This window comes from Micromonospora sp. NPDC005205 (assembly GCF_040608275.1).
GTDB lineage: Bacteria > Actinomycetota > Actinomycetes > Mycobacteriales > Micromonosporaceae > Micromonospora.
Map to the genome: position 1 here is coordinate 107099 of NZ_JBEXHV010000004.1, position 20205 is coordinate 127303.

Here is a 20205-nt window from a genome sequence, read left to right on the forward strand (position 1 = left end):
GGTCTAGCTGAGCGCCACGTTCAGTGCGACGGCGATGGCGAGCCAGACGATGACCGCGCCGATGCCGACGCCGACCATGGCGAGCGCCTTGACGGCGGGTGTCATCCGGGTGTGGGCAACTGTCAGGTTTCCCCAGACGCCCAACGCCCCGATCAGCGCGCCCAGGATGCCGCCGACGGTGAACAGCAGGATCGGCAGCAGCACCAGGATGCGCAGGAAGATCGGCATGGAGGGCCCGGTCCGGTGCTGCACACCGTTGATCTCCACGGTTGGGTAAGGGTCGGCGAGAACGGTGCGTACCGTTGCCTGGACGACACCACCGTCCACTGTCGGCAACGCGTAACGCCTGCCCGTCCTGGGGGCCGGCACTCCGCCGACGGTGACGGCAGGGTGGCCGAAGAGCGCCTTGGTGGCGATGACGATCGGGCCAGCTACGCCGGCGACGTTGAGAGGTTCGGTGTTCACCGGCGTGATCTTAGGAACCGCCGTCCGCCTCGTCCATCCCGTTGATCATGCGGGTCGGTCCTGTCGCCGCAGCAGGCAGGCGGAGGGCGACGCCGCACGGTGCCTGTGGAATCCGCCCTCAGCCGATTCGGCGCTCGTGGCTCGGGCCGCTGTCGAGCTGCCAGGCCACGGCGAGATCCTCGCGCGCCCGGGCCACCCGGGACCGGATCGTGCCGACCGGGCACTGGCAGATCTCCGCCGCCTCGGCGTATGACAGGCCTAGCACCTGGGTGGCGACGAACGCCTCGCGGCGCTCGCGGGCCAGGCCGGCGATCAGCTGGTGCACTGTCACGCTCTCGTCGGCCCCGGCGGTGATCGCCCCGGCGGCCTCGGCCGCCGCCTGCCAGTCCGGCACGGACGCCAGCCTCGGCCGGGCCACCGCCGTGCGCACGTGGTCGACGGCGACCCGTCGGGCGATCGTGAACACCCACGTGCGGGCCGACGAACGGCCGGCGAAGCCGGGGAGGTTGCGGAATGCCCGCAGGAACGTCTCCTGGGTCAGGTCGTCCGCCTCACCCGGCCCGGCGAGATGCGACAGGAATCGCCAGACCTGGTCCTGGAGGGCCCGGATGAACGCCGTCGCGGCCTGCCGGTCGCCCTGGCCCGCCTCCTGCGCCCACCGGGTGACCTGGGCGTCGTCAACGCCGCCGGTCCGCACAGACCACCGTCCTGTGTGCCACGGGCGCTCCTTTTCGGCCGAGAGGCCGTCGTCGGGACGCCGCCGGTCAGCCGCGCAATCTGGTTGTCGCCGGCCGGTCCGGAAAAGTTCCCGGGGCTCCCACTTTCGGGTGACTCTGGTCCTGGATCCGCTCGGTGTTCTCCCGGGCTGGTGGCGGCACCGGGCCGGGCGTACGCCAGGATCGCCACAGGTTGCTGTAGCCGCCACCGGCCGCGAGCAGCTCGGCGTGCGTACCGTGCTCGGCGACGCGACCCTGGTCCAGGACGACGATGCGGTCCGCGGTGGCCGCCTGGCTGAGCCGGTGGGCGACGACCAACGTGGTACGGCCCTCGGTGGCCGCCACGGCGGCCCGGTCGAGGTCACGCGCGCCCGCGCTGCCCGCCTCCGCGGTGGCCTCGTCGAGGACCGCGACGGCGGGGTCGGCGAGAACGAGGCGGGCCAGCGCGAGGTGCTGGGACTGCGCCGCGGTGAGCTGCCGACCGCCCTCCCCCACCGCGGTCGCCAGCCCGTCCGGCAGGGTACGCAGCCACCCGGTGGCGCCGACGAGGTCGAGGGCGCGGGTCAGCTCGGCGTCGGTGGCGTCCGGGTCGGCCAGGCGCAGGTCCTCGGCGAGCGGTCCGGCGAACACGTGCACCTCCTGGCTGATCAGGGCGATCTCGCGCCGGAGCTGGTGTTCGCCGAGGTCGGCCAACGGCACGCCGCGTAGGCGCACCGAACCCTGGCTGGGCTCGACGATGCCGGCGATGATGCCGGCGAGGGTGCTCTTGCCCGCGCCGCTCGCGCCCACCAGCGCCACGCGCTCCCCGGGCGCGAGACGCAGGGCGATGTCCCGCAGCACGACAGGTCCGTCGTCGTAGCGGTGCTGCGCGACGGTCACCTCCAGCGCTGCGGGCTCGGGCCGCTCCGGACGGGCCGGGTGGCGACTGACGGGCGACGCGGTGTCCGGCAGTGTGGTCACCCCGACGAGCCGGGCGAGGCTCGCGCCGGCCTGGAGCACCGAGTCCGACTCGAACAGCAGCAGGCCGATGGGGTTGAACAGGCGGTGGAAGTAGAGGGCGGCGGTGGTCGCCGCGCCGACGGTGGACAGGTCCTCGCGGACCAGCAGGAAGCCGGCGAGCAGCACGGCGGCCAGCCCCACGAACTCGGACCTGTTGATGCGCAGCCCGAACCGGGTGAACAGGCCGAAGATCTCCAGCGACAGGTCGCGGGCGACGCCCGAGCGAGCCGCGATCCGGGCGACGTGCGTGTCCTCCATCCGGTAGGCACGTACCGTCGCCGAGCCGCGCAGCGCCTCGGCCGTCGCCTGCGTCCGCTCGCCCGTCGCCACCCGCTCGCGGGCGTAGTACGGCACCGACCGTTTGAGGTACCAGCGCAGCGCCAGCGCGTACGCCGGTGCGGCGGCCAGCCCGGCGATGCCGAGCCGCCAGTCGAGGGCGAAGAGCCCCAGCGCGGTCAACACGACGGACAGCGTCGCGCCGAGGAAGGCGGGGCCGCTGGTGGCGATCACGTTCGTCACCACTGCCACGTCGTCGCCGGCCCGGGCCACCAGGTCGCCGGTCCCGGCTCGTTCCAGGGTGGCCGACGGCAGGTGCAGCGCACGGTCGAGGACCCGCTCCCGGAGCCGGGCCAGCACTGTCTCGCCGAGGCGTGCGGCGACCGCGGCTCCGGCCGCGGTGAGGAGCCCCGCGAGCACCGCCGCACCCGCGATCACGCCCGCCCAGGCCACTACCTGCGGTGTGTCGGTGCCGGCGATGACGTCGTCGACGAGGCGACCGAGCACCCACGGCGCGACGAGCCCGGTCGCGGACGCGGCGACCAGCAACGTGCCGGCGACGGCGCTGAGTACCGGCAGGCGGGCGAGCTCGGTCCGGAGGGCGGCCCAGGTCTGCCGGCCGGTGGCCGTTGGCAGCAACTGCCGGGCCTCGACGCCGCTCGCGGTCGACGGGTCGGTCATCGTAGGACCTCCTCCCGGTAGCGGGCGTCGCTGGCGAGCAACCGCTCGTGCGGCCCCTCGGCGACGACCCGACCCTTGTCGATCACGACGACCCGGTGCGTGACGTGCAGCAGGGCCGGGCTGGTGGTGATCAGCACCGTGGCGCGGGTGTCCGCCGCGCGAACCGAGGCCAGCCCTTCGGCGAGCAGTGCCTCGGTCACCGCGTCGACGGCAGTGGTGGGGTTGTGCAGCACCAGTACCGGTGGGTCGGCGACGAGCGCACGGGCGAGCCCGATCCGCTGCCGCTGACCGCCGGACAGGTTCGCTCCCCGCTCGGTGAGCCGGCGGTCGAAGCCGTCCGGGTGTGCGGTGAGCACGTCCTCGGCGGCGGCGGCCCGCACGGCGGCCCGCAGGACCGTGTCGTCGACGTGGGCATCGGCGCTGAGGTTGGCCCGCAGGGTGCCCTCGAAGAGCGCCACGTCGTGGGGCTCCACCAGGACCACGGCGCGCGCGGCGTCGATGTGCAGGTCCTCGACGGGTACGCCGTCGACGTACAGCGTCCCCTGGTGGTCCGCGTGGTGCACCCGGCCGGCCAGCAGCGCGACGAGCGCTTCGGCCTCGCTCGGGTCGTAGGCGAGCACGCCCACGATCTCACCGGCGCGGACGTGCAGGCTGACGGCGTCGAGGCCGGCGTGCGAGACCTCGTCGAGGGCGAGCCGGGAAGGGCTCGGGGTGGGCGGCCCGGCGTCACCCGGCGCGAGGACCGGCGCCGCGCCGAGGACCCGGGCGACCCGCGCCGCCGAGGCCCGGGCCATGGCGAACAGTTGTACGCAGTACCCGAGCGTCTGCACCGGCTCGGCGATGAACTGGGCCAGCCCGACGACGGCGACGAGTTCGCCGATGGTGAGCCGACCCTGGAGCGCGAGCCAGCCCGCGACACCGGCGACCGTCGCGAGGAAGAGTCCGTTGACCATGGTGGTGAGGCCGAGGTGCAGGCCCTTGGTGGTGGCGGCGCGAAGGGTCACGTCGAGGGCGTGCCGGCTGGCGCCCGCGTACCGTCGGGCGGCGTGGTCCTGCGCGCCGATGCCGCGCAGCACGCGCAGCCCGCTGACGAGGTCGACGGCGAGTGCCGTCGTTGCCGCGAGGGCCTCCTGCTGCGACGTGCTGCGCCTGGTGAGCAACGGCGCCATCCGCTGGAGGGCGACGACCAGCAGCGGTACGCCGACGAGCACCCCGAGCCCGAGGGGGACGTCGACGACGAGCAGCGCGACGGCCGCGACCACGATCGCGGTGAGCGCCGCGGCGGTGAGCCCGGCGACGCGTACGACCAGTGCGGACAGCTCAGCGTCGGAGGCCGTGACGGACAGCAGTTCGCCATCGCGCAGACCCGAGCGGTGTCCGCGCGGGTCGAGGGCGCTCCGGACGATCTCGACGCGGGTCGCGTGCGCCTCGTGTTCGACGGCGGCGTAGGCCAGCCGGGCACCGGTGCGGTAGGCGAAGGCGAGGGCGGTGAACAGGGCGGCGAGGCCGGCGAGGGAGAGCAGCAGCGCGGCGACGTCCCCGGTGGCCACCGCCCGGTCGATGATCACGCCGATGGCGACCGGTACGAGGGCCTCGGTGGCCTGGTGGGCGCAGAGCAGCACGATGCCGAGCACCACCCGGCGGCGCTGTCGACGCAGGGCGCGGCGGAGCACCACGCTCCCACTGACCTCGGCGACTGTCATGCTCGGATCGATGGGGGCATGGCGGCAGACTCCAGTAGTGAGGGCAGGCTAACCTAACACGCCCTCGGCCAGCCGCAGCCGCTGGAGTGCCTGCCGGCCACCCGGCTCACCAGTCGTGGACCGTGCCGTCCTTGAGCCGGTTGAACGGCAGGTACGCCGGCTCGTACGGGAACCGGGCCGCCGCCTCCTCGTCGAGCTCCACTCCGAGCCCGGGCTGGTCGCCCGGATGCAGGTAGCCGTCGGTGAAGGTGAACGACTGCCGGAACACCTCGTTGGCCAACGGGGTGTGCTTCATGTACTCCTGGATCCCGAAGTTGTGGATGGCCAGGTCCAGGTGCAGGGCCGCGGCCATCCCCACCGGGGAGATGTCGGTCGGGCCGTGGATGCCCGACTTGATCTGGTACTGGGCGGCGAAGTCGAGCAGCTTGCGCATCGCGGTGATGCCGCCGGTGTGGGTGACAGCGGACCGGACGTAGTCGATCAGCTGCTCCCGGATCAGGGTCTGGTAGTCCCAGACGGTGTTGAAGACCTCACCGATGGCCAGCGGGGTGGTGGTGTGCTGGCGGACCAGCCGCAGCGCCTCCTGGTTCTCGGCCGGGGTGCAGTCCTCCAGCCAGAACAGGTCGTACGGTTCGAGGGCCTTGCCGAGCTTGGCGGCCTGGATCGGGGTCATCCGGTGGTGACCGTCGTGCAGCAGCGGCAACTCCGGGCCGAACTCGCCACGCACCGCCTCGAAGACCGACGGTAGGTGGCGCAGGTACGCCCGGGTGTCCCAGTCCTCCTCGGCGGGCAGCGGGGTGCGCTGCGCGGGCTCGTAGTCGTAGCGCTGGCCGGTGGCGCTGGGTTGCGCGGCCACGCCGTAGACGGCGTTGATCCCCGGCACCGCGGTCTGCACCCGGATCGACCGGAAGCCCTCGTCGAGGTGGCGGCGGATCGAGTCGAACAGCTCGGGGATGTCCCGCCCCGACGCGTGCCCGTACGCCATGATGCCGGTGCGGGACGCCCCGCCCAGCAGTTGGTACAGCGGCATGCCGGCCGCCTTGGCCTTGATGTCCCACAGCGCGACGTCCACCGCGGCGATGGCCGCCATGGTGACCGGGCCCCGCCGCCAGTACGCCGAGCGGTACAGGAACTGCCAGGTGTCCTCGATCCGGTGCGGGTCCCGCCCCATCAGCAGAGGAGCGACGTGGTCGCGCAGGTACGAGGCGACGGAGAGCTCGCGGCCGTTGAGCGTGGCGTCGCCCAGGCCGGTGATGCCCTCATCGGTGGTGATCTTGAGGGTGACGAAGTTCCGGTCGGGGCTGGTCACGATGATGTCTGCTGCGACGATCTTCACGGGGTGCCTTTCGTCTTTCAGAACCGGGGGTGGATTCTAGGCTGACAAAGGCGATCGGCGCGGCCGGCGACCGGCCCGATGAACGGAGAGCCGGCCTACCGGGCCAGCTCTCCGCTCATCGGAGGCAGCAACGTTCAGTCGGTCCGGGAGCGAAGGCTCCGGGTCAGGACCGGGATCATCACCGCCGCAGCGACGACGTGCAGCCCGGCAAGGGCGGTGACGGTGGCCGCGTTCGCCCCGGAGATGAGGGGCGGGACCAGCGAGATCACGGTCAGGGCCACCGCCGTCCACACGAACCGGTCGGCGGGTCGAGCACTCCACCGCAGCAGCGCCACGGCGATGACCACACCCACCACCGAGAAGAAGCCGGTCACCACGGCGATCCCGGACAACGGAATCGTCTCGCCACCGTCTGGGATCTCGAAGTCGACGCCGGCGGCCCGGGCCAGCGCGGCGGCGAGGGTGGTGATCACCATCGCCGCGAGCGTGGCGATCACGCCGGTGCCGGCGAGCCCACGGAATCGGTGGGTGTAGCGGGGTGGGCCCGATGTCGGGCCGGCGACGATCCCGGTGTCCTTCATGCTGTTCATGTCGTCTCCTTCAGACGGAGGCTGGCGTACCGGATGTGTTGACTGAGGTGTGACGGCACCGGGCGTGAAGACACGCACTCGCGCCGTGCGACGGCCGGGGTTGCACAGCGCACGGACGCCGGTGCCGCGCAGCCAGAAGCCGGCATCGCGCCCGAGGACCGGCCCGGGCTCACCGTCGCGCAGCTCCAACTGCACGCGCCCGCTGGTGACCACGCCGAACGCGTCGTGCCACTCCGCCGCGACCACCTCGGCACGCGCGCCGCCGTGCAGCGTGAGCGTCCGCACCGGGACTACTCCGAGCCGTCCGCCGGCAGGCGTTCCGGCAGCCCGAGCCGCGGGAACTGGTCATCGTGGAAGATGAAGACCTCGGTGATCGCGCCGCCTGTGATGCGCAGGACGTCGATCGTCAACGGCAGGTACGCGCCTTCCTGCTCCCGCCAGTGGTAGAAGGCGACGGCGGGCTGGCGGTTCACCGAGGTGGGGACCGCACGCAGGCCCTTCATGCCATCAAAGCCGTCCTCGACCCAGCTGTTCACCACCGCGTCGCGGCCGACGTACAGGCCCGGCGTGGGCGGCATCGAATAGCGGACGTCGTCTCGCAGCATGGCTGCGAGCGCGTCGACGTTCGTGGCCACGCTGGCGTCGGTGAAGCGCCGCACCAGCTCGCGCGTGCCGGCGTCCTCGTCGCCGCCGGTCCAGTCCTGCCGCTCGGCGGGGAGGTGCTCCCGCATGCCGGCGCGAGCCCGCTGCAAGGCACTGTTGACCGAGTTGACCGAGTCCCCGAGCAGCTCCGCGACGTCCCTGGCGGGCCAGCCGAGCACGTCCCGCAGGATCAGCACGGCCCGTGGACGCGGCGCGAGGTGCTGGACCGCGACCAGGTACGCCAGCTCGATCGTCTCCCGCGCGACGGCGACGGTCTCCGGCTCGTCCGCGTCGCCAGCGGGCAGCTCGTCGAGCAACCGGTCCGGGTAGGGCTGCAACCACAGCACCTCGCCGCCGGTCGCCGGCTCCGGGCGGCGCTTGGCGAGCAGGTCCAGGCAGGCGTTGGTGGCGATCCGGTACAGCCAGGCCCGGAACGTCGACCGCCCCTCGAAGGTCTCCCGCCGCCGCCAGGCACGCAGGAACGTCTCCTGCACGGTGTCCTCGGCGTCCTCGAACGAGCCGAGCATCCGGTAGCAGTGCACGTGCAGTTCCCGCCGGTGCCGCTGCGCCAGCCCCGAGAACGCCGGCTCGTCGACCTCGCCCAGACCGCTCACGCCCAGCTCCTGCAGCCGCGTGTCCGCACTCATCACGTCATCCTTCCGCCTCGTCATGTCCTGTCGCAGGTATGACGGGCGCGGATGCGACAACTCATCACTCAGGTCGCTCTGGACGACCTGGAAGGCGACGGGAGGCGACCCGCCGGCCGCAGGCACGGGTCGCCGGGAGGCGACGGTCGTCGCGCTAGTGCGAGGTGCCGCCGCTCGATCGACTCGTGCCGGTGGCGGAGGGCCGGTGCGCGATGCGCGGCGCCCGAACGGCGGAGGCGGTGCCCGACCCCGGGCGGTAGTCCCGTGCCGCGCTGGCCACCATCTCGTCGGCGTCGCGGGTAAGCGTCTCCCGGATGTGCGCCGGGACGAACTCGGACGTCGCCATCGCCAGTCGGACCTGCACCGCGCGGTCGTCGACCAGGCGGGCGAGGTCCCCCTCGCTCAGCTCGACGGCCCGCACCAGCGCGGCGCGGACGTCGACCACCGGGTCCGCGGCGAGCGCGCTGCGCTGCGCGGCGGTGGTCCGCGGGTTGCGGGCAACCCCCTTGCGTACGCGTGCGGTGCGATCGGCCAGCAGGGCGTCGATCACGTTGGGGTCGTGGGTGTGCGTGCCGAGTCGTTCCCGCACCTCGGGTGACACGTCGTCGATCAGCTTGGCGGCCAGCTCCGGCTCCAGTTGACGACTTTCCGCGAGGAGCCCGCGAAGCTCCTTGTCCGAGGTCTTCAACATGACCTGGCGGATCGACTCGTCACAGGCCGGATTGCTGGCGACCGCCCAGCGGACCCACCGGTCGTCGTCCTTGACCAGGCGCATGAGGTTGGCGATCGACGTGGAGGGGTTCCTCGCCACTGCCTCCCGGACCTGACGATCCTGGTCGCGGGTGAGCGGTCGCAGGGCCTGCGCGGGTGCGTCGGCCCGAGAGGCGACCGCCTTGCGGACCAGGACCGACGGGTCGGACGCCAGGTCAATGAGGGTCATTTGTGGCGTTGTGGGGTCCTGAGCGAGGGCGAGCCGAGCGTCAGCGCCGCCACCGATCGGACGGTGGGCGGTGGTGCCGGACGCGCTGTGACGGTCGGCCTCGCCGACATCGTGCTGTTTCCCCATGCCGCAATCATGTCACGCGCCCGATTCGGCAGGATTGGCCACGGGCGGGACCGGGGCGGGCAGGCGCAGACCGGACATGCCGCCGTCCACCGGCAGCGACGAACCGGTCACCGACCTGGTCGCGGGCGAGGCCAGGTAGACGACGGTGGCGGCCACCTCGTCGGCGGTCACCAGTCGGCCGGTCGGCTGGCGGGCGGCCAACTGCCGCTTCTCCGCCGTCGGGTCGGCCGCACCGGCGAGCAGACGGGCCACCCAGGGCGTGTCGACGGTGCCGGGGGCGACACAGTTGACCCGGACGCCCTCCGTCACCAGGTCGGCGGCCATGGCGAGGGTGAGGGCGTGCACGGCACCCTTCGACGCCGAGTAGAGGGCGCGTTTGGGCAGACCGGTGGTCGCGGCGATCGAGGAGATGTTGACGATCGCCGCGGACGACGACCGGCGCAGGTACGGCAGGGCGACGGCGCTGGTTCGGGCCACGCCGGAGACGTTGACGTCGAGGACCCGGCTCCACTGCTCGTCGTCGTTCTCCTGCACAGTGCCCACGGCCGAGATGGCGGCGTTGTTCACCAGGATGTCGATGCCGCCGAACGTCTCCGCGACCGAGGCGACGGCCGCGGTGAGGGAGGACCGGTCGGCCACGTCCGCCTGGACGCCGAGCACCCCGGGGGTCTCGGGCAGCCCGGACAGCTCCAGGTCCAGGACACCCACCCGGGCGCCGGCGGCGACGAACGCCCGCACGCAGGCGAGGCCGATCCCCGATGCACCTCCGGTCACCACCGCCACGAGACCGTCACACCGCATCAGGCGTCCCGGAGCGTGTTGCGCTGCCGACCGAGGCCGTCGATCTCGACCTCCATCACATCGCCGACGGTCAGGTACGGGAAGCGGCCGGAGAGTCCCACTCCCTCCGGGGTGCCCGTGTTGATGACGTCGCCCGGGTCCAGGACGGTGTACTGGGACAGGTGCCAGACCAGGTACGCCACGTCGAAGATCATGTCTTTGGTGCTGGAGTCCTGGCGGGGCTCGCCGTTGACCCGGGAGCGCAGCCGCAGCGCCTGCGGGTCGCCGATCTCGTCGGCGGTGACCAGCCACGGGCCGAGCGGTTGGAACGTCTCACAGGACTTGCCCTTGGACCACTGGCCGCCGGAGACCGCGAGTTGGAAGTCCCGCTCGGAGACGTCGTTGGACAGCACGTACCCGGCGATGTGCCCGAGGGCGTCGGCCGGTGAGGCGAGGTAGCGTGCCGTTCGGCCGATCACCACCGCCAGCTCCACCTCCCAGTCGGTCTTCGTCGATCCGCGCGGGATCAGGACCTCGTCGTACGGGCCGACGACGGTGTTGGGCGCCTTGTAGAAGATGATCGGTTCGGACGGTGGCGCGGCACCGGACTCGGCGGCGTGTGCGGCGTAGTTCTGCCCGACGCAGAGCACCACACCCGGCCGGGCGATCGGCGCGCCGACCCGCTGCCCGGTGACGTCGATCTCGGGAAGGTCGGTGGCCTCGCGGGCACGCCGGACGCCGTCGCCGGCAAGGAACTCGCCGTCGATGTCGACGGTGAGCGACGAGAGGTCGAAGTGCCGCCCATCGACGTACAGCACGGGGCGTTCCCGTCCCACCGGCCCGACGCGCATGAATCTCACGAACCAACCTCCACCGCCTGGGTCGCTGAGAACCCAATTTCCTATAGGATGCTGTTCGGCTCGTGTGTACTCGCTCACACCGGCACAGTCAAGGGGTCGCTGAGGAGACGAGATGGCCCAGCAGGAACCTCGCGAGGGTCGACTCCGCCCCGCCCGTCGACTCACCCTCGCCGAGGACGTCTACGAGTCGATAAAGACGCTGGTCATGGACCACATCCTTCCGCCTGGCGAGCGGGTCAACATCGACGCGCTCGCCCGGGAGCTCGACGTCTCCCCCACCCCCGTCCGTGAGGCCCTCGCGAGGCTGGAGGCCGACGGCCTGGTCCGCAAACGCCCACTCTCCGGCTACACCACGACGCCACTGTTGAGCCGTGCCGAGTTCGACGACCTGTTCGACGTCCGGCAACTGCTGGAGGGCGCCACCGCCGGGCGGGCCGCCACCCACGCCTCCGACGAAGCGCGCCAACGGATCAGCGTCGAGGCGGCGGCGAGCATCGACGTGGAGGCCGGCGACGGATATCGCCGCCACGCCGCCTTCACCGCACTGGACGCGACGTTCCACGACCTGATCGCCGAGGTCTCCGGCAGCCCGTTGCTGCGGGACACCATCACGCGGCTGCACTCACACCTGCACCTGCACCGGCTCTACTTTCCGGTCGCCGGCGCACCGGACACCAACACCGAGCACCAGCGCATCGCCGCCGCCATCGTCGCCGGCGACGCGACAGCCGCCACCGAGGCGATGCGGGCGCACCTCAGCGCCGCCCGGGAGCGCCATCTGCCCGCCTTCGACCGGCTCCCAACCCCCGCGACACCCCGCGACTCGGCCTGACCCACCCCCACAGATCCGAGGAGCCGCCATGCGGATCGCCCTCTTCATCACCTGCGTCAACGACCTCGCCTTCCCGGCCACCGGCATCGCGGTCACCCGCATCCTGCGGCGACTCGGCCACACCGTCGACTTCCCCGCCGACCAGACCTGCTGCGGGCAGATGCACGCCAACACGGGTTACCGGGCCGAGGCCATGCCTCTGGTGCGCAACTACGTCGACGTCTTCGACTCCTACGACGCCATCGTCGCGCCGTCCGGGTCGTGCACCGCGATGATCCGCGACCAGTACCCGCGCCTGCACGCGCCGGCCACGTCGGTGGCCGCCCGCACGTACGAGCTGTCCGAGTTGCTCGTCGACGTTCTCGGCGTCACCGACGTCGGCGCCGAGTTCCCGGAGACGGTCACCTACCACCCGACCTGCCACGGCCTGCGGATGCTGCGTCTCGGCGACCGACCGCTGACCCTGCTGCGCCAGGTGCGCGGAATCCACCTGGTCGAGCTGGGCGACGCCGAGGAGTGCTGTGGCTTCGGGGGCACGTTCGCACTGAAGAACCCGGACGTCTCCACCGCCATGCTCACCGACAAGTGCGCCCGGGTCCGCGACACCGGCGCACGGGTGCTCGCCGCTGCCGACAACTCCTGCCTGGCGCACATCGGCGGCGGTCTCGACCGCCACCGCTCAGGCGTACGGGCCGTGCACTACGCCGACATTCTCGCCGAGACGGGAGCCAGCTCATGAGCCATCCGGTCGCACCCGCCACCGGGGGCGGGCGGATCCGCACCCCGCTGCCGTTCCCCACCGCCGCCAGGCCGGCCGTCGCCGACCCGCAACTCCGGGCCAACCTGCACCGGGCCACCCGCACCATCCGGGCCAAGCGAGCCCGGGTCGTCGACGAGGTACCCGACTGGGAGGCTCTGCGCGACGCCGGCTCGGCGATCAAGGCGGACGTCCAACGTCGGTTACCGGAGTTGCTGGAGCAGTTCGAGGCGTCCGTCACCGCCGCCGGCGCCACTGTGCACTGGGCGCGCGACGCGGCCGAGGCGTGCCGGATCGTGGTCGAGCTGACCCGGGCCACCGGGGCCGACGAGGTCGTGAAGGTCAAGTCGATGGCGACCCAGGAGATCGAGCTCAACGAGGCGCTGGAGGCCGCCGGGATCGCCGCGTACGAGACCGACCTCGCCGAGCTGATCGTGCAGCTCGGCGAGGACACCCCCTCGCACATCCTGGTGCCGGCGATCCACTACAACCGGGCCCAGATCCGGGAGATCTTCGAACGTCGCATGGCCGACGCGCCGCCCGACCTGAGCGACGAGCCGGCCGCGCTGGCCGAGGCGGCCCGCGCTCACCTGCGACGGCGTTTCCTCTCGGCCCGGGTCGCCGTCTCCGGCGCGAACTTCGCCGTCGCCGACACCGGCACCCTCGTGGTGGTCGAGTCCGAGGGCAACGGCCGCATGTGCCTCACCCTCCCCGAGACGCTGATCAGCGTCGTCGGCGTCGAGAAGCTGCTGCCGACCTTCACCGACCTGGAGGTCTTCCTGCAACTGCTGCCGCGGTCCTCGACCGGTGAGCGGATGAACCCGTACACCTCGATGTGGACCGGTGTCACCCCCGGGGACGGCCCGCAGGACGTGCACGTCGTGCTCGTCGACAATGGCCGCTCCGCTGTGCTCGCCGACCCGGTCGGACGGCCCGCGCTGTCCTGCATTCGCTGCTCCGCGTGCCTCAACGTCTGCCCGGTGTACGAACGGGCCGGCGGGCACGCGTACGGCTCGGTGTACCCGGGCCCGATCGGCGCGATCCTGTCGCCGCAGCTGACCGGCGTTGCCGACAACGCCTCACTGCCGTACGCGTCGACCCTCTGCGGCGCCTGCTACGACGTGTGCCCCGTGAAGATCAACATTCCGGAGATTCTGGTCCACCTCCGCCAGCAGGCACCGCACCCGCCGGCGGAACGGGCCACCATGCGGCTCCTGTCCTGGGTGATGCGCAGCCCCCGACGTTGGGCCGCCGCCCTGCGCCTGGCCCGGGCCGGCGCGGGGCCGCTCGGGGCGTACCGTCAGCGGCGCACCGGCGCTCGCACGCTGCGGCGACTGCCCTGGCCCGCGTCGGCGTGGACCCGGTCGCGTGACCTGCCGCTGCCCGCGCCGCAGACCTTCCGCGAATGGTGGGGAAAACAGTGAGCGCACGTGACGAGATCCTGGCGCGGCTCCGGACAGCCCTGGCCGACAGCCCGCCGCCGGTGCAGGTGCCCCGCCGCTATCGCCGGGTCGGCGACCACCCCGACCTGATCGAAACCCTCGTCGACCGCCTGGAGGACTACCGGGCCGTCGTCCACCGTGGCACCGAGGCCCTGCACCGGCTGCTCGGCGAGGTCGGCCGGCTCGCCGTTCCCACCGACACCCCCGCCCATTGGCTGGACGGCTACGCCGGAGAGCTGCACCGCGATGCGCCCCCGCTGTCACCGGCCGCGCTCGACGGCCTGGATGCGGTCCTGACCGGCTGTGCCGTGGCGGTCGCCGACACGGGAACCATCATCCTCGACGCCGGCCCGACGCAGGGGCGACGCGCGCTCACCCTGGTGCCCGACCGGCACATCTGTGTCGTCCGCACCGACCAGGTCGTCGGCCTGCTGCCGGAGGCGCTGGCCCGGCTGGACCCACGCGCGCCTCTGACCTGGATCTCGGGCCCGTCAGCGACGAGCGACATCGAGCTGAACCGGGTCGAGGGAGTGCACGGCCCGCGCCGCCTGGAGGTCGTCCTGGTCAGCTCAGGAGTCTGACGACACCTGCTCGCGGGTCTCGCCCGCCGGGTCCCGCAGCGGGACGCCGCGCACGTTGAGCAGCATGACGATGCCCACGCCGACCACCAGGGCGATGTCGGCGACGTTGCCGACGAAGAACCCGGCGTAGTCGATGAAGTCCACCACGTGCCCCCGCGCGAACCCCGGCTCGCGGAAGAGTCGGTCCAGCAGGTGCGTCGTCGCGCCGCCGAGCACCAGGCCCAACGCCACCGCCCAGGGACGCGACGTGACCCGCCGGGCCACCACCGTCACCGCGACCACCGCCGCCGCGGCGAACACCGCGAAGATCCAGGTGTACGCGGAGCCGATCGAGAAGGCAGCACCCGGGTTGTACAAGAGGCGCAGTTGCAGCAGCTCACCGAGGAGCGTGATGGTCTGCCCGTCGGACAGCGCTGACTCGGCCCAGAACTTGGTGGCCTGATCGGCGGCGAGCACCACGGCAGCGATCAACACGACGGCGCGGAACATCCCGGAACCCTAGCCGGTCACCGGTGACCGTCACCACCGGAGCGAGGGCCTTTCCGACGGGCCGCGCCGGGCATGATGCAGGTGTGTGGCAATTGCAAAGAACTTGCAACTGTGCCACCGTGATCATCAACTGTAGGCGGCTGCACCTGCGCGCCCACACCCCGTTCCCCACACCACAGGAGCGTTCCGTGACCCGGATCCGTCCGACCTTCCGACGCCTCGTGGCGTTGACAGCAGCGGCCGGGATGCTCGTCCTCGTCGGCTGCTCGGCCCCGACCACCCCGGACAGCCCAGCCGGCGGCGCGACCCTGGTCGTGGCCACCTCCGACGAGCCCGACGCGCTGAACCCGGTGCTCAACTTCGGCGTCGACGGCGCCGCGCTGATCTTCGACGGGCTCGTCGCCCGCGACAGTGACAACCGGCTCGTTCCTGGGCTGGCCACGGCATTGCCGGCGCTGTCCGCCGACGGACGCACAGTGACCGCGAAACTGCGTGACGGGGTGCAGTTCCACGACGGCACCACGCTGAGCGCGGCGGACGTCGCCTTCACCTACCAGGCGGTGCTGGACCCGACTGTGGACTCCACGCTCCGCTCCGACCTGGACATGGTGGAGTCGGTGACCGCGCCCGACGCGGCCACCGTCGTGTTCCGGCTGCGCTACCCGTACGCGCCGTTCCTCCAGCGACTCACCCTCGGCATCGTGCCGTCGAAGCTGCTCAGCGGGCAGGACATCAACACCACCGGGTTCAACCGGAAGCCGATCGGGACCGGGCCGTACAGGGTCGAGTCCTGGACGCCGGGTGACCGACTGGTGCTCACCGCGAACGAGCGCTACTTCGGTGGTCGACCGGCGAACAACCGGGTCGTGGTGGCGTTCGTCGCCGACGACAACGTCCGCGCCCAGCGGATGCGGGCCGGCGAGTTCGACGCCGCCGAGCTGCCGCCGAAGCTCGCCTCCGGATTCGACTCCGACACCGCGTACCGGGTGCAGCGGGTGCCGACCGCCGACTACCGGGGCGTGATGCTGCCGATGGGCAACCCGGTCCTCGCCGACCCGGCGGTCCGCCGGGCGCTCAACCTCGCCGTCGACCGGGCCGCGATGGTGTCCGGAATCCTCGGTGGCGCCGGCGAGCCGGCGTTCGGACCGGTCCCCCCGACCTCCGAGTTCGCCGACCCTTCGACAGTCGGCACGCCGACCGCCGACGCGACGGCGGCGAGCGCGCTGCTCGACGCGGCCGGCTGGAAGCCCGGTTCGGGTGGGGTGCGGGCCAAGGACGGCCGGCCGGCCCGGTTCACGCTGATGTACCCGGCAACCGACACCCTGCGCAAGGACCTGGCCCTGGCCGTCACCGCCGACGCGAAGAAGATCGGCATCGAGGTCACCCCGGCCGGGCTCACCTGGGACGCCATCGACCCGCGAATGAAGTCCGACGCCCTGCTGATGGGCTACGGCACGCCGTACGACCCGGACTTCGTCTCGTACAAGCTGTTCAGCTCCCAGTTCGCCGGGCAGGGCTACTTCAACCCTGGCTCGTACCGCTCCGAGGTGACGGACCGCGCTCTGCAGGAGGGCCGCGACCAGATCGACCCGCCTCTCCGCAAGGCCGCGTACGCGCAGTTCCAGAAGCAGTTGGCCGCCGACGTGCCGTGGCTGTTCCTCACCTACCTACGGCACACCTACGTGCTGAAGTCCTCCGTCCAGGGCGCGGCCCCCCGGGTCGAGGCGCACGAGCACGGGGTGGCGAACAGCATCTGGTGGAACATCAACACCTGGACGCGCTCGTGACCCGCTCCGGGCGACTGGCCGGGGCCGGGGTGGTGGTCCGACGCCGCCTCCTGGTAGCCGTGCCCGTGCTCGCCGCGACGAGCATCGGGATGTTCGCCCTGGGTGCCGCCTCGCCGGTGGACCCCGCCAAGCAGTACGCGGGCGCGGCGGCCTTCACCTCCAGCGAGGAGAACCTGGCGCAGATCCGCGCCAACTGGGGTCTCGACGACCCACTGCCGGTGCAGTACCTGCGCTGGATCGGCAACCTGCTCCAGGGCGATCTGGGCTGGTCGACGAGTCGTCACGAGCCGGTCGCCTCGGTGCTCTCCGCCCGCGCCGGCTGGACGCTGTTGCTGATCGGGGTGACCCTCGCCCTGGTCCTGGTCGGCAGTCTGCTGCTGGGCGCGCTGGCCGCGTACCGCAGGGGTGGGTTCTTCGACCGGGGTTTGCGGGCGGCCGCCTACGCGGTCGAGTCGATGCCGGTGTTCTGGCTGGGCCTGGCCGCGATCGCCGTGTTCGCGCTGGCCCTGGGCTGGTTTCCGGCGGGCGGGCTCACCGATGTCACGGCGACCAGCACCTCCTGGGGCGACGTGGCGCACCACCTGATCCTGCCGGTCGGAGTGCTGGCCGTTTCCCAGGCGCCGTGGTTCGTGCTGTTCGTCAGGGACGCGGTGGCGGAGAGCATGCGCGACGACCACGTGCTCGCGGCGCGGGCCCGCGGGTTGCCCGGGCGGACGGTCCTGTTCGGGCACGCCTTACGGACCGCGCTGCTGCCGTTCCTCACCCTGGTCGGCACCCACCTGCCCGAGCTGGTCGGCGGGGCGGTGCTCGTCGAGACGGTGTTCTCGCTGCCGGGCCTCGGTGCCGTCACGGTGGCCGCCGCGCTGGGCAGCGACTTCCCGCTGTTGGCGGCGATCACGCTGGTCACCACCGCCGTGGTGCTGGCCGCGAACCTCACGACCGACCTCGCCTACGCCGCCGCCGACCCGAGGGTGCGACTCGATGGCTGACCTTGTCACCCGACCGCCGCTGCTCCACCTGGCCCGGTCCCGGCTGCGGCTGCGACCCGGCCAGACCGGTGTCGTCATCGCCGGTCTGGTCCTGCTGGTGGCAGTCGCCGGCTCGCTGCTCGCACCGCTCGTCTGGCCACTCGACCAGAGCGCGGTCGCGCTGGACCAGACCCGGTTGGCACCGTCCTGGACCCACCTCGCCGGCACCGACGACCTGGGCCGCGACGTGGCACACCGGGCCGTCTACGGACTGCGGGTCTCGTTGCTCGTCGGCGCGGTCGCCGCCCTCGTGGCCACGGTTCTCGGGGGCGTGGTCGGCGGGATCGCCGGCACGCTCGGCGGCCGGGTCGACCGGATCCTGATGCGGGTCGTGGACACCATCGCCGCGATGCCCCACCTGCTGCTGGGCATCTTCATCGTCGCCATGCTGCGTCCCAGCCTCGGTGCCGTGATCGCCTCCGTCGGGCTCACCCACTGGCTCTCCACCGCCCGGATCGTCCGATCCGAGTTGCTGAGCCTGCGGACCCGACCGTTCATCGACGCCGCCATCAGCGGTGGGGCGGGCCGACTCCGGGTCCTCACCCGGCACCTGCTGCCGCACGTCCTGCCCCGGCTGGCGCTGGCCACCACCCTGATGATCCCGCACGCGGTGTGGCACGAGACCGCCCTGTCGTTCCTCGGCCTCGGCCTGCCTCCACACCTCGCCTCACTGGGCAACATGATCAATGACGGCCAGGGGTCGCTGCTGACCGGTGCCTGGTGGGCGAGCCTGGCACCGGGCGCGGTCATCGTCGTCGTCACCCTCGCCATCGCGGTCCTCGCCGCCCGCTGGCGCGACCGCCTCGATCCCCGGATCCGAGCGGAGCTGCACCTGTGACCACCACCGAATCCGTTTCGGCCCTCGCGTCTCCCCGCGCCGCCGCGGGTCAGCCGCTGCTCACAGTGGACGGCCTCGGCGTCGAGTTCCGGCTCCGCGACACGACGGTGCGTGCCGTCACCGACCTCAGCCTCACCGTACGGGCCGGCGAACTGCTGGCCATCGTCGGCGAGTCCGGCTGCGGCAAGTCCGTCCTGGCCCACGCCCTGCTCGGCCTGCTACCCGGCAACGCCACGACCACCGGCCACGCCGTCCTGCACGCCAGGGACAGCGAACCGGTCGACCTGATCACCTGCGGTCAGCGCCACCTGGCGCGCAGGGTGCGCGGGCGCCGCGTCGGGCTGGTGCCGCAGAGCCCGGCCACCGCCCTGAACCCGGTGCGCACCGGACGCCGACTGCTCGCCGAGACGCTGCGGGCGCACGGCCGCGACCGCGCCGACGCCGACCAGCTCGCTGTCGATGTCGGGCTCGACCCGGCGGACCTGGACCGCTACCCCCACGAACTCTCCGGTGGCATGGCACAGCGTCTGGTCACCGCGCTGGCGCTGGCACCCGACCCGTCGCTGCTCATCGCCGACGAGCCCACCACCGGGCTGGACCGACCCCTGGTCGACCACACCCTCGACCTGCTGAGACGTCGCTGCGACAACGGCTCCGCAGTCGTGCTCATCACGCACGACCTGGCCGCCGCGCAACGGGTCGCCGACACCGTCGCCGTGATGTACGCCAGCCGCATCGTGGAACACCGCGACACCGACCAGCTCTTCACCGCGCCGGCCCACCCGTACGCCTCGGCGTTGCTCGACGCCCTGCCGGACCGGGCCTTCCGGCCGGTGCCGGGCGACCCGCCAATGCTCACCGCGCTGCCACCCGGCTGCGCGTTCGCACCCCGCTGCCCGCGCCGCACCGACACCTGCGCGGACCGACCAGAGCCGACACCGGTCGCCGGTGGCGGCACTGTGGCCTGCCACCACCCGATACCCACGGGAGCCACCACGTGACCAGCCCGCAGCACCTGCTCGCCGACGAGGTGACCGTCTCCTACGGCCGCCAGGTCGTCCTCGACGGCGTCACAGTGCGGATCGGCCGCGGAGAGACGGTCGGGCTGCGCGGGCCCTCCGGCTGCGGAAAGTCGACGCTGGTTCGGGTCCTTGCCCTGCTGCACCGCCCCGATCAGGGTCGGGTCAGCATCGACGGCACACCGGTCGACGGCATCCGGTACGCCGTACCGGTCGCCCTGCGGACCCGCGTCGCCGCCCTCTTCCAGAGCCCGCGTGCCGCCGCCGACCCCCGACTGAGCCTCGCCGACCTGATCGCCGAACCGCTACGCGCCACCCGGACGCCCGAGCCGGCGGTCCGCGAACGGGTGGCCGAACTCGCCGACCTCGTCGGCCTCACCGCCGACCTGCGCAGCCGACGGCCACACGCCGTCTCCGACGGGCAACTGCAACGCGCCTGCCTCGCCCGGGCCCTGGCACACCGCCCGGACTACCTGCTCTGCGACGAGGCCACCGCGATGCTGGACGCCTCGACTCAGGCGCACGTCGCCGCCGTCATCCGCGACTACCAGCGGACCCAGCAGGCCGGGGTCCTGGTCATCAGCCACGACCAGACCCTGCTGGCCCGCTGGAGTGACCGGATCGTCGACCTGGCCAGCACGGCAGCCGCATTGGCCTGACGTCCCCGCTCA

At 72.3% G+C, this 20205-nt stretch carries 20 protein-coding genes; 9 read left to right on the plus strand and 11 right to left on the minus strand.

What is annotated here, in order from left to right:
• Nucleotides 1–3: 3 nt before the first annotated feature.
• The 10 genes from ABZU43_RS10235 to ABZU43_RS10280 all read right to left on the minus strand — a co-directional run bounded on the left by ABZU43_RS10235 (nucleotide 4) and on the right by ABZU43_RS10280 (nucleotide 10761).
• Nucleotides 4–465, minus strand: a complete 462-nt coding sequence (locus tag ABZU43_RS10235) for a hypothetical protein (RefSeq protein WP_355006186.1) — start codon at nucleotides 463–465, stop codon at nucleotides 4–6.
• A gap of 118 nt (nucleotides 466–583) precedes the next feature.
• On the minus strand, nucleotides 584–1162 hold the full coding sequence (locus ABZU43_RS10240; RefSeq protein WP_355006187.1) for a sigma-70 family RNA polymerase sigma factor: 579 nt from the start codon (nucleotides 1160–1162) through the stop codon (nucleotides 584–586).
• Nucleotides 1163–1229: 67 nt separating this feature from the next.
• The gene (locus ABZU43_RS10245) at nucleotides 1230–3137 is read right to left on the minus strand and encodes an ABC transporter ATP-binding protein (RefSeq protein WP_355006188.1); all 1908 of its coding nucleotides are present in this window, start codon (nucleotides 3135–3137) and stop codon (nucleotides 1230–1232) included.
• Nucleotides 3134–4840 (minus strand): ABC transporter ATP-binding protein, encoded by a 1707-nt coding sequence (locus ABZU43_RS10250; RefSeq protein ID WP_355006189.1) that lies wholly within the window; start codon nucleotides 4838–4840, stop codon nucleotides 3134–3136. The genes ABZU43_RS10245 and ABZU43_RS10250 overlap by 4 nt, the downstream gene beginning before the upstream one ends.
• Before the next feature lie 106 nt (nucleotides 4841–4946).
• Complete coding sequence (manD, locus tag ABZU43_RS10255) at nucleotides 4947–6176, minus strand: D-mannonate dehydratase ManD (protein WP_145795781.1); 1230 nt, start codon at nucleotides 6174–6176, stop codon at nucleotides 4947–4949.
• A 134-nt stretch (nucleotides 6177–6310) separates the two neighbouring features.
• On the minus strand, nucleotides 6311–7051 hold the full coding sequence (locus tag ABZU43_RS10260; RefSeq protein ID WP_355006190.1) for a DUF6069 family protein: 741 nt from the start codon (nucleotides 7049–7051) through the stop codon (nucleotides 6311–6313).
• 5 nt (nucleotides 7052–7056) lie between these two features.
• Nucleotides 7057–8055: an RNA polymerase subunit sigma-70 gene (locus ABZU43_RS10265; protein ID WP_355006191.1), complete on the minus strand. Its 999-nt coding sequence runs from the start codon at nucleotides 8053–8055 to the stop codon at nucleotides 7057–7059.
• Between the two features lie 154 nt (nucleotides 8056–8209).
• Nucleotides 8210–8995, minus strand: a complete 786-nt coding sequence (locus ABZU43_RS10270) for a hypothetical protein (RefSeq protein WP_355006192.1) — start codon at nucleotides 8993–8995, stop codon at nucleotides 8210–8212.
• Nucleotides 8996–9133: 138 nt separating this feature from the next.
• Nucleotides 9134–9895, minus strand: coding sequence for an SDR family oxidoreductase (locus tag ABZU43_RS10275; RefSeq protein WP_355006193.1), 762 nt, complete (start codon nucleotides 9893–9895; stop codon nucleotides 9134–9136).
• A gap of 26 nt (nucleotides 9896–9921) precedes the next feature.
• Nucleotides 9922–10761: a fumarylacetoacetate hydrolase family protein gene (locus tag ABZU43_RS10280; RefSeq protein WP_355006194.1), complete on the minus strand. Its 840-nt coding sequence runs from the start codon at nucleotides 10759–10761 to the stop codon at nucleotides 9922–9924.
• 112 nt (nucleotides 10762–10873) lie between these two features.
• Between ABZU43_RS10280 and ABZU43_RS10285 the strand changes: the two genes are divergently transcribed.
• Genes ABZU43_RS10285 through ABZU43_RS10300 form a run of 4 tightly spaced genes read left to right on the plus strand, consistent with a single transcriptional unit; the run spans nucleotide 10874 to nucleotide 14373 of the window.
• Complete coding sequence (locus tag ABZU43_RS10285) at nucleotides 10874–11593, plus strand: GntR family transcriptional regulator (RefSeq protein WP_355006195.1); 720 nt, start codon at nucleotides 10874–10876, stop codon at nucleotides 11591–11593.
• Between the two features lie 28 nt (nucleotides 11594–11621).
• Nucleotides 11622–12332, plus strand: coding sequence for a (Fe-S)-binding protein (locus ABZU43_RS10290; protein WP_355006196.1), 711 nt, complete (start codon nucleotides 11622–11624; stop codon nucleotides 12330–12332).
• Nucleotides 12329–13774: a LutB/LldF family L-lactate oxidation iron-sulfur protein gene (locus ABZU43_RS10295; RefSeq protein ID WP_355006197.1), complete on the plus strand. Its 1446-nt coding sequence runs from the start codon at nucleotides 12329–12331 to the stop codon at nucleotides 13772–13774. The genes ABZU43_RS10290 and ABZU43_RS10295 overlap by 4 nt, the downstream gene beginning before the upstream one ends.
• The gene (locus ABZU43_RS10300; protein ID WP_355006198.1) at nucleotides 13771–14373 is read left to right on the plus strand and encodes an LUD domain-containing protein; all 603 of its coding nucleotides are present in this window, start codon (nucleotides 13771–13773) and stop codon (nucleotides 14371–14373) included. The genes ABZU43_RS10295 and ABZU43_RS10300 overlap by 4 nt, the downstream gene beginning before the upstream one ends.
• Here the strand turns inward: ABZU43_RS10300 and ABZU43_RS10305 are convergent.
• Nucleotides 14362–14862: a signal peptidase II gene (locus ABZU43_RS10305; RefSeq protein WP_355006199.1), complete on the minus strand. Its 501-nt coding sequence runs from the start codon at nucleotides 14860–14862 to the stop codon at nucleotides 14362–14364. The genes ABZU43_RS10300 and ABZU43_RS10305 overlap by 12 nt on opposite strands.
• Before the next feature lie 188 nt (nucleotides 14863–15050).
• On the opposite strand from ABZU43_RS10305, the gene ABZU43_RS10310 reads away from it, so the two are divergent.
• Genes ABZU43_RS10310 through ABZU43_RS10330 form a run of 5 tightly spaced genes read left to right on the plus strand, consistent with a single transcriptional unit; the run spans nucleotide 15051 to nucleotide 20193 of the window.
• Complete coding sequence (locus tag ABZU43_RS10310) at nucleotides 15051–16649, plus strand: ABC transporter substrate-binding protein (RefSeq protein WP_355006200.1); 1599 nt, start codon at nucleotides 15051–15053, stop codon at nucleotides 16647–16649.
• Nucleotides 16619–17638, plus strand: coding sequence for an ABC transporter permease (locus ABZU43_RS10315; RefSeq protein WP_355006201.1), 1020 nt, complete (start codon nucleotides 16619–16621; stop codon nucleotides 17636–17638). The genes ABZU43_RS10310 and ABZU43_RS10315 overlap by 31 nt, the downstream gene beginning before the upstream one ends.
• Nucleotides 17631–18515: an ABC transporter permease gene (locus ABZU43_RS10320; RefSeq protein WP_355006202.1), complete on the plus strand. Its 885-nt coding sequence runs from the start codon at nucleotides 17631–17633 to the stop codon at nucleotides 18513–18515. Before ABZU43_RS10315 ends, ABZU43_RS10320 begins: the two co-directional genes overlap by 8 nt.
• On the plus strand, nucleotides 18512–19516 hold the full coding sequence (locus tag ABZU43_RS10325; protein WP_355006203.1) for an ABC transporter ATP-binding protein: 1005 nt from the start codon (nucleotides 18512–18514) through the stop codon (nucleotides 19514–19516). The genes ABZU43_RS10320 and ABZU43_RS10325 overlap by 4 nt, the downstream gene beginning before the upstream one ends.
• Complete coding sequence (locus ABZU43_RS10330; RefSeq protein WP_355006204.1) at nucleotides 19513–20193, plus strand: ATP-binding cassette domain-containing protein; 681 nt, start codon at nucleotides 19513–19515, stop codon at nucleotides 20191–20193. The genes ABZU43_RS10325 and ABZU43_RS10330 overlap by 4 nt, the downstream gene beginning before the upstream one ends.
• The last annotated feature ends 12 nt before the right edge of the window (nucleotides 20194–20205 follow it).

Bases quoted from the DNA above. Each gene is read 5' to 3' on its own strand.
- ABZU43_RS10245 (WP_355006188.1), bottom strand. From the start codon at position 3,137: ATGACCGACCCGTCGACCGCGAGCGGCGTCGAGGCCCGGCAGTTGCTG.
- ABZU43_RS10250 (WP_355006189.1), bottom strand. From the start codon at position 4,840: ATGACAGTCGCCGAGGTCAGTGGGAGCGTGGTGCTCCGCCGCGCCCTG.
- ABZU43_RS10265 (WP_355006191.1), bottom strand. From the start codon at position 8,055: ATGAGTGCGGACACGCGGCTGCAGGAGCTGGGCGTGAGCGGTCTGGGC.
- ABZU43_RS10270 (WP_355006192.1), bottom strand. From the start codon at position 8,995: ATGACCCTCATTGACCTGGCGTCCGACCCGTCGGTCCTGGTCCGCAAG.
- ABZU43_RS10285 (WP_355006195.1), top strand. From the start codon at position 10,874: ATGGCCCAGCAGGAACCTCGCGAGGGTCGACTCCGCCCCGCCCGTCGA.
- ABZU43_RS10290 (WP_355006196.1), top strand. From the start codon at position 11,622: ATGCGGATCGCCCTCTTCATCACCTGCGTCAACGACCTCGCCTTCCCG.
- ABZU43_RS10295 (WP_355006197.1), top strand. From the start codon at position 12,329: ATGAGCCATCCGGTCGCACCCGCCACCGGGGGCGGGCGGATCCGCACC.
- ABZU43_RS10305 (WP_355006199.1), bottom strand. From the start codon at position 14,862: ATGTTCCGCGCCGTCGTGTTGATCGCTGCCGTGGTGCTCGCCGCCGAT.
- ABZU43_RS10320 (WP_355006202.1), top strand. From the start codon at position 17,631: ATGGCTGACCTTGTCACCCGACCGCCGCTGCTCCACCTGGCCCGGTCC.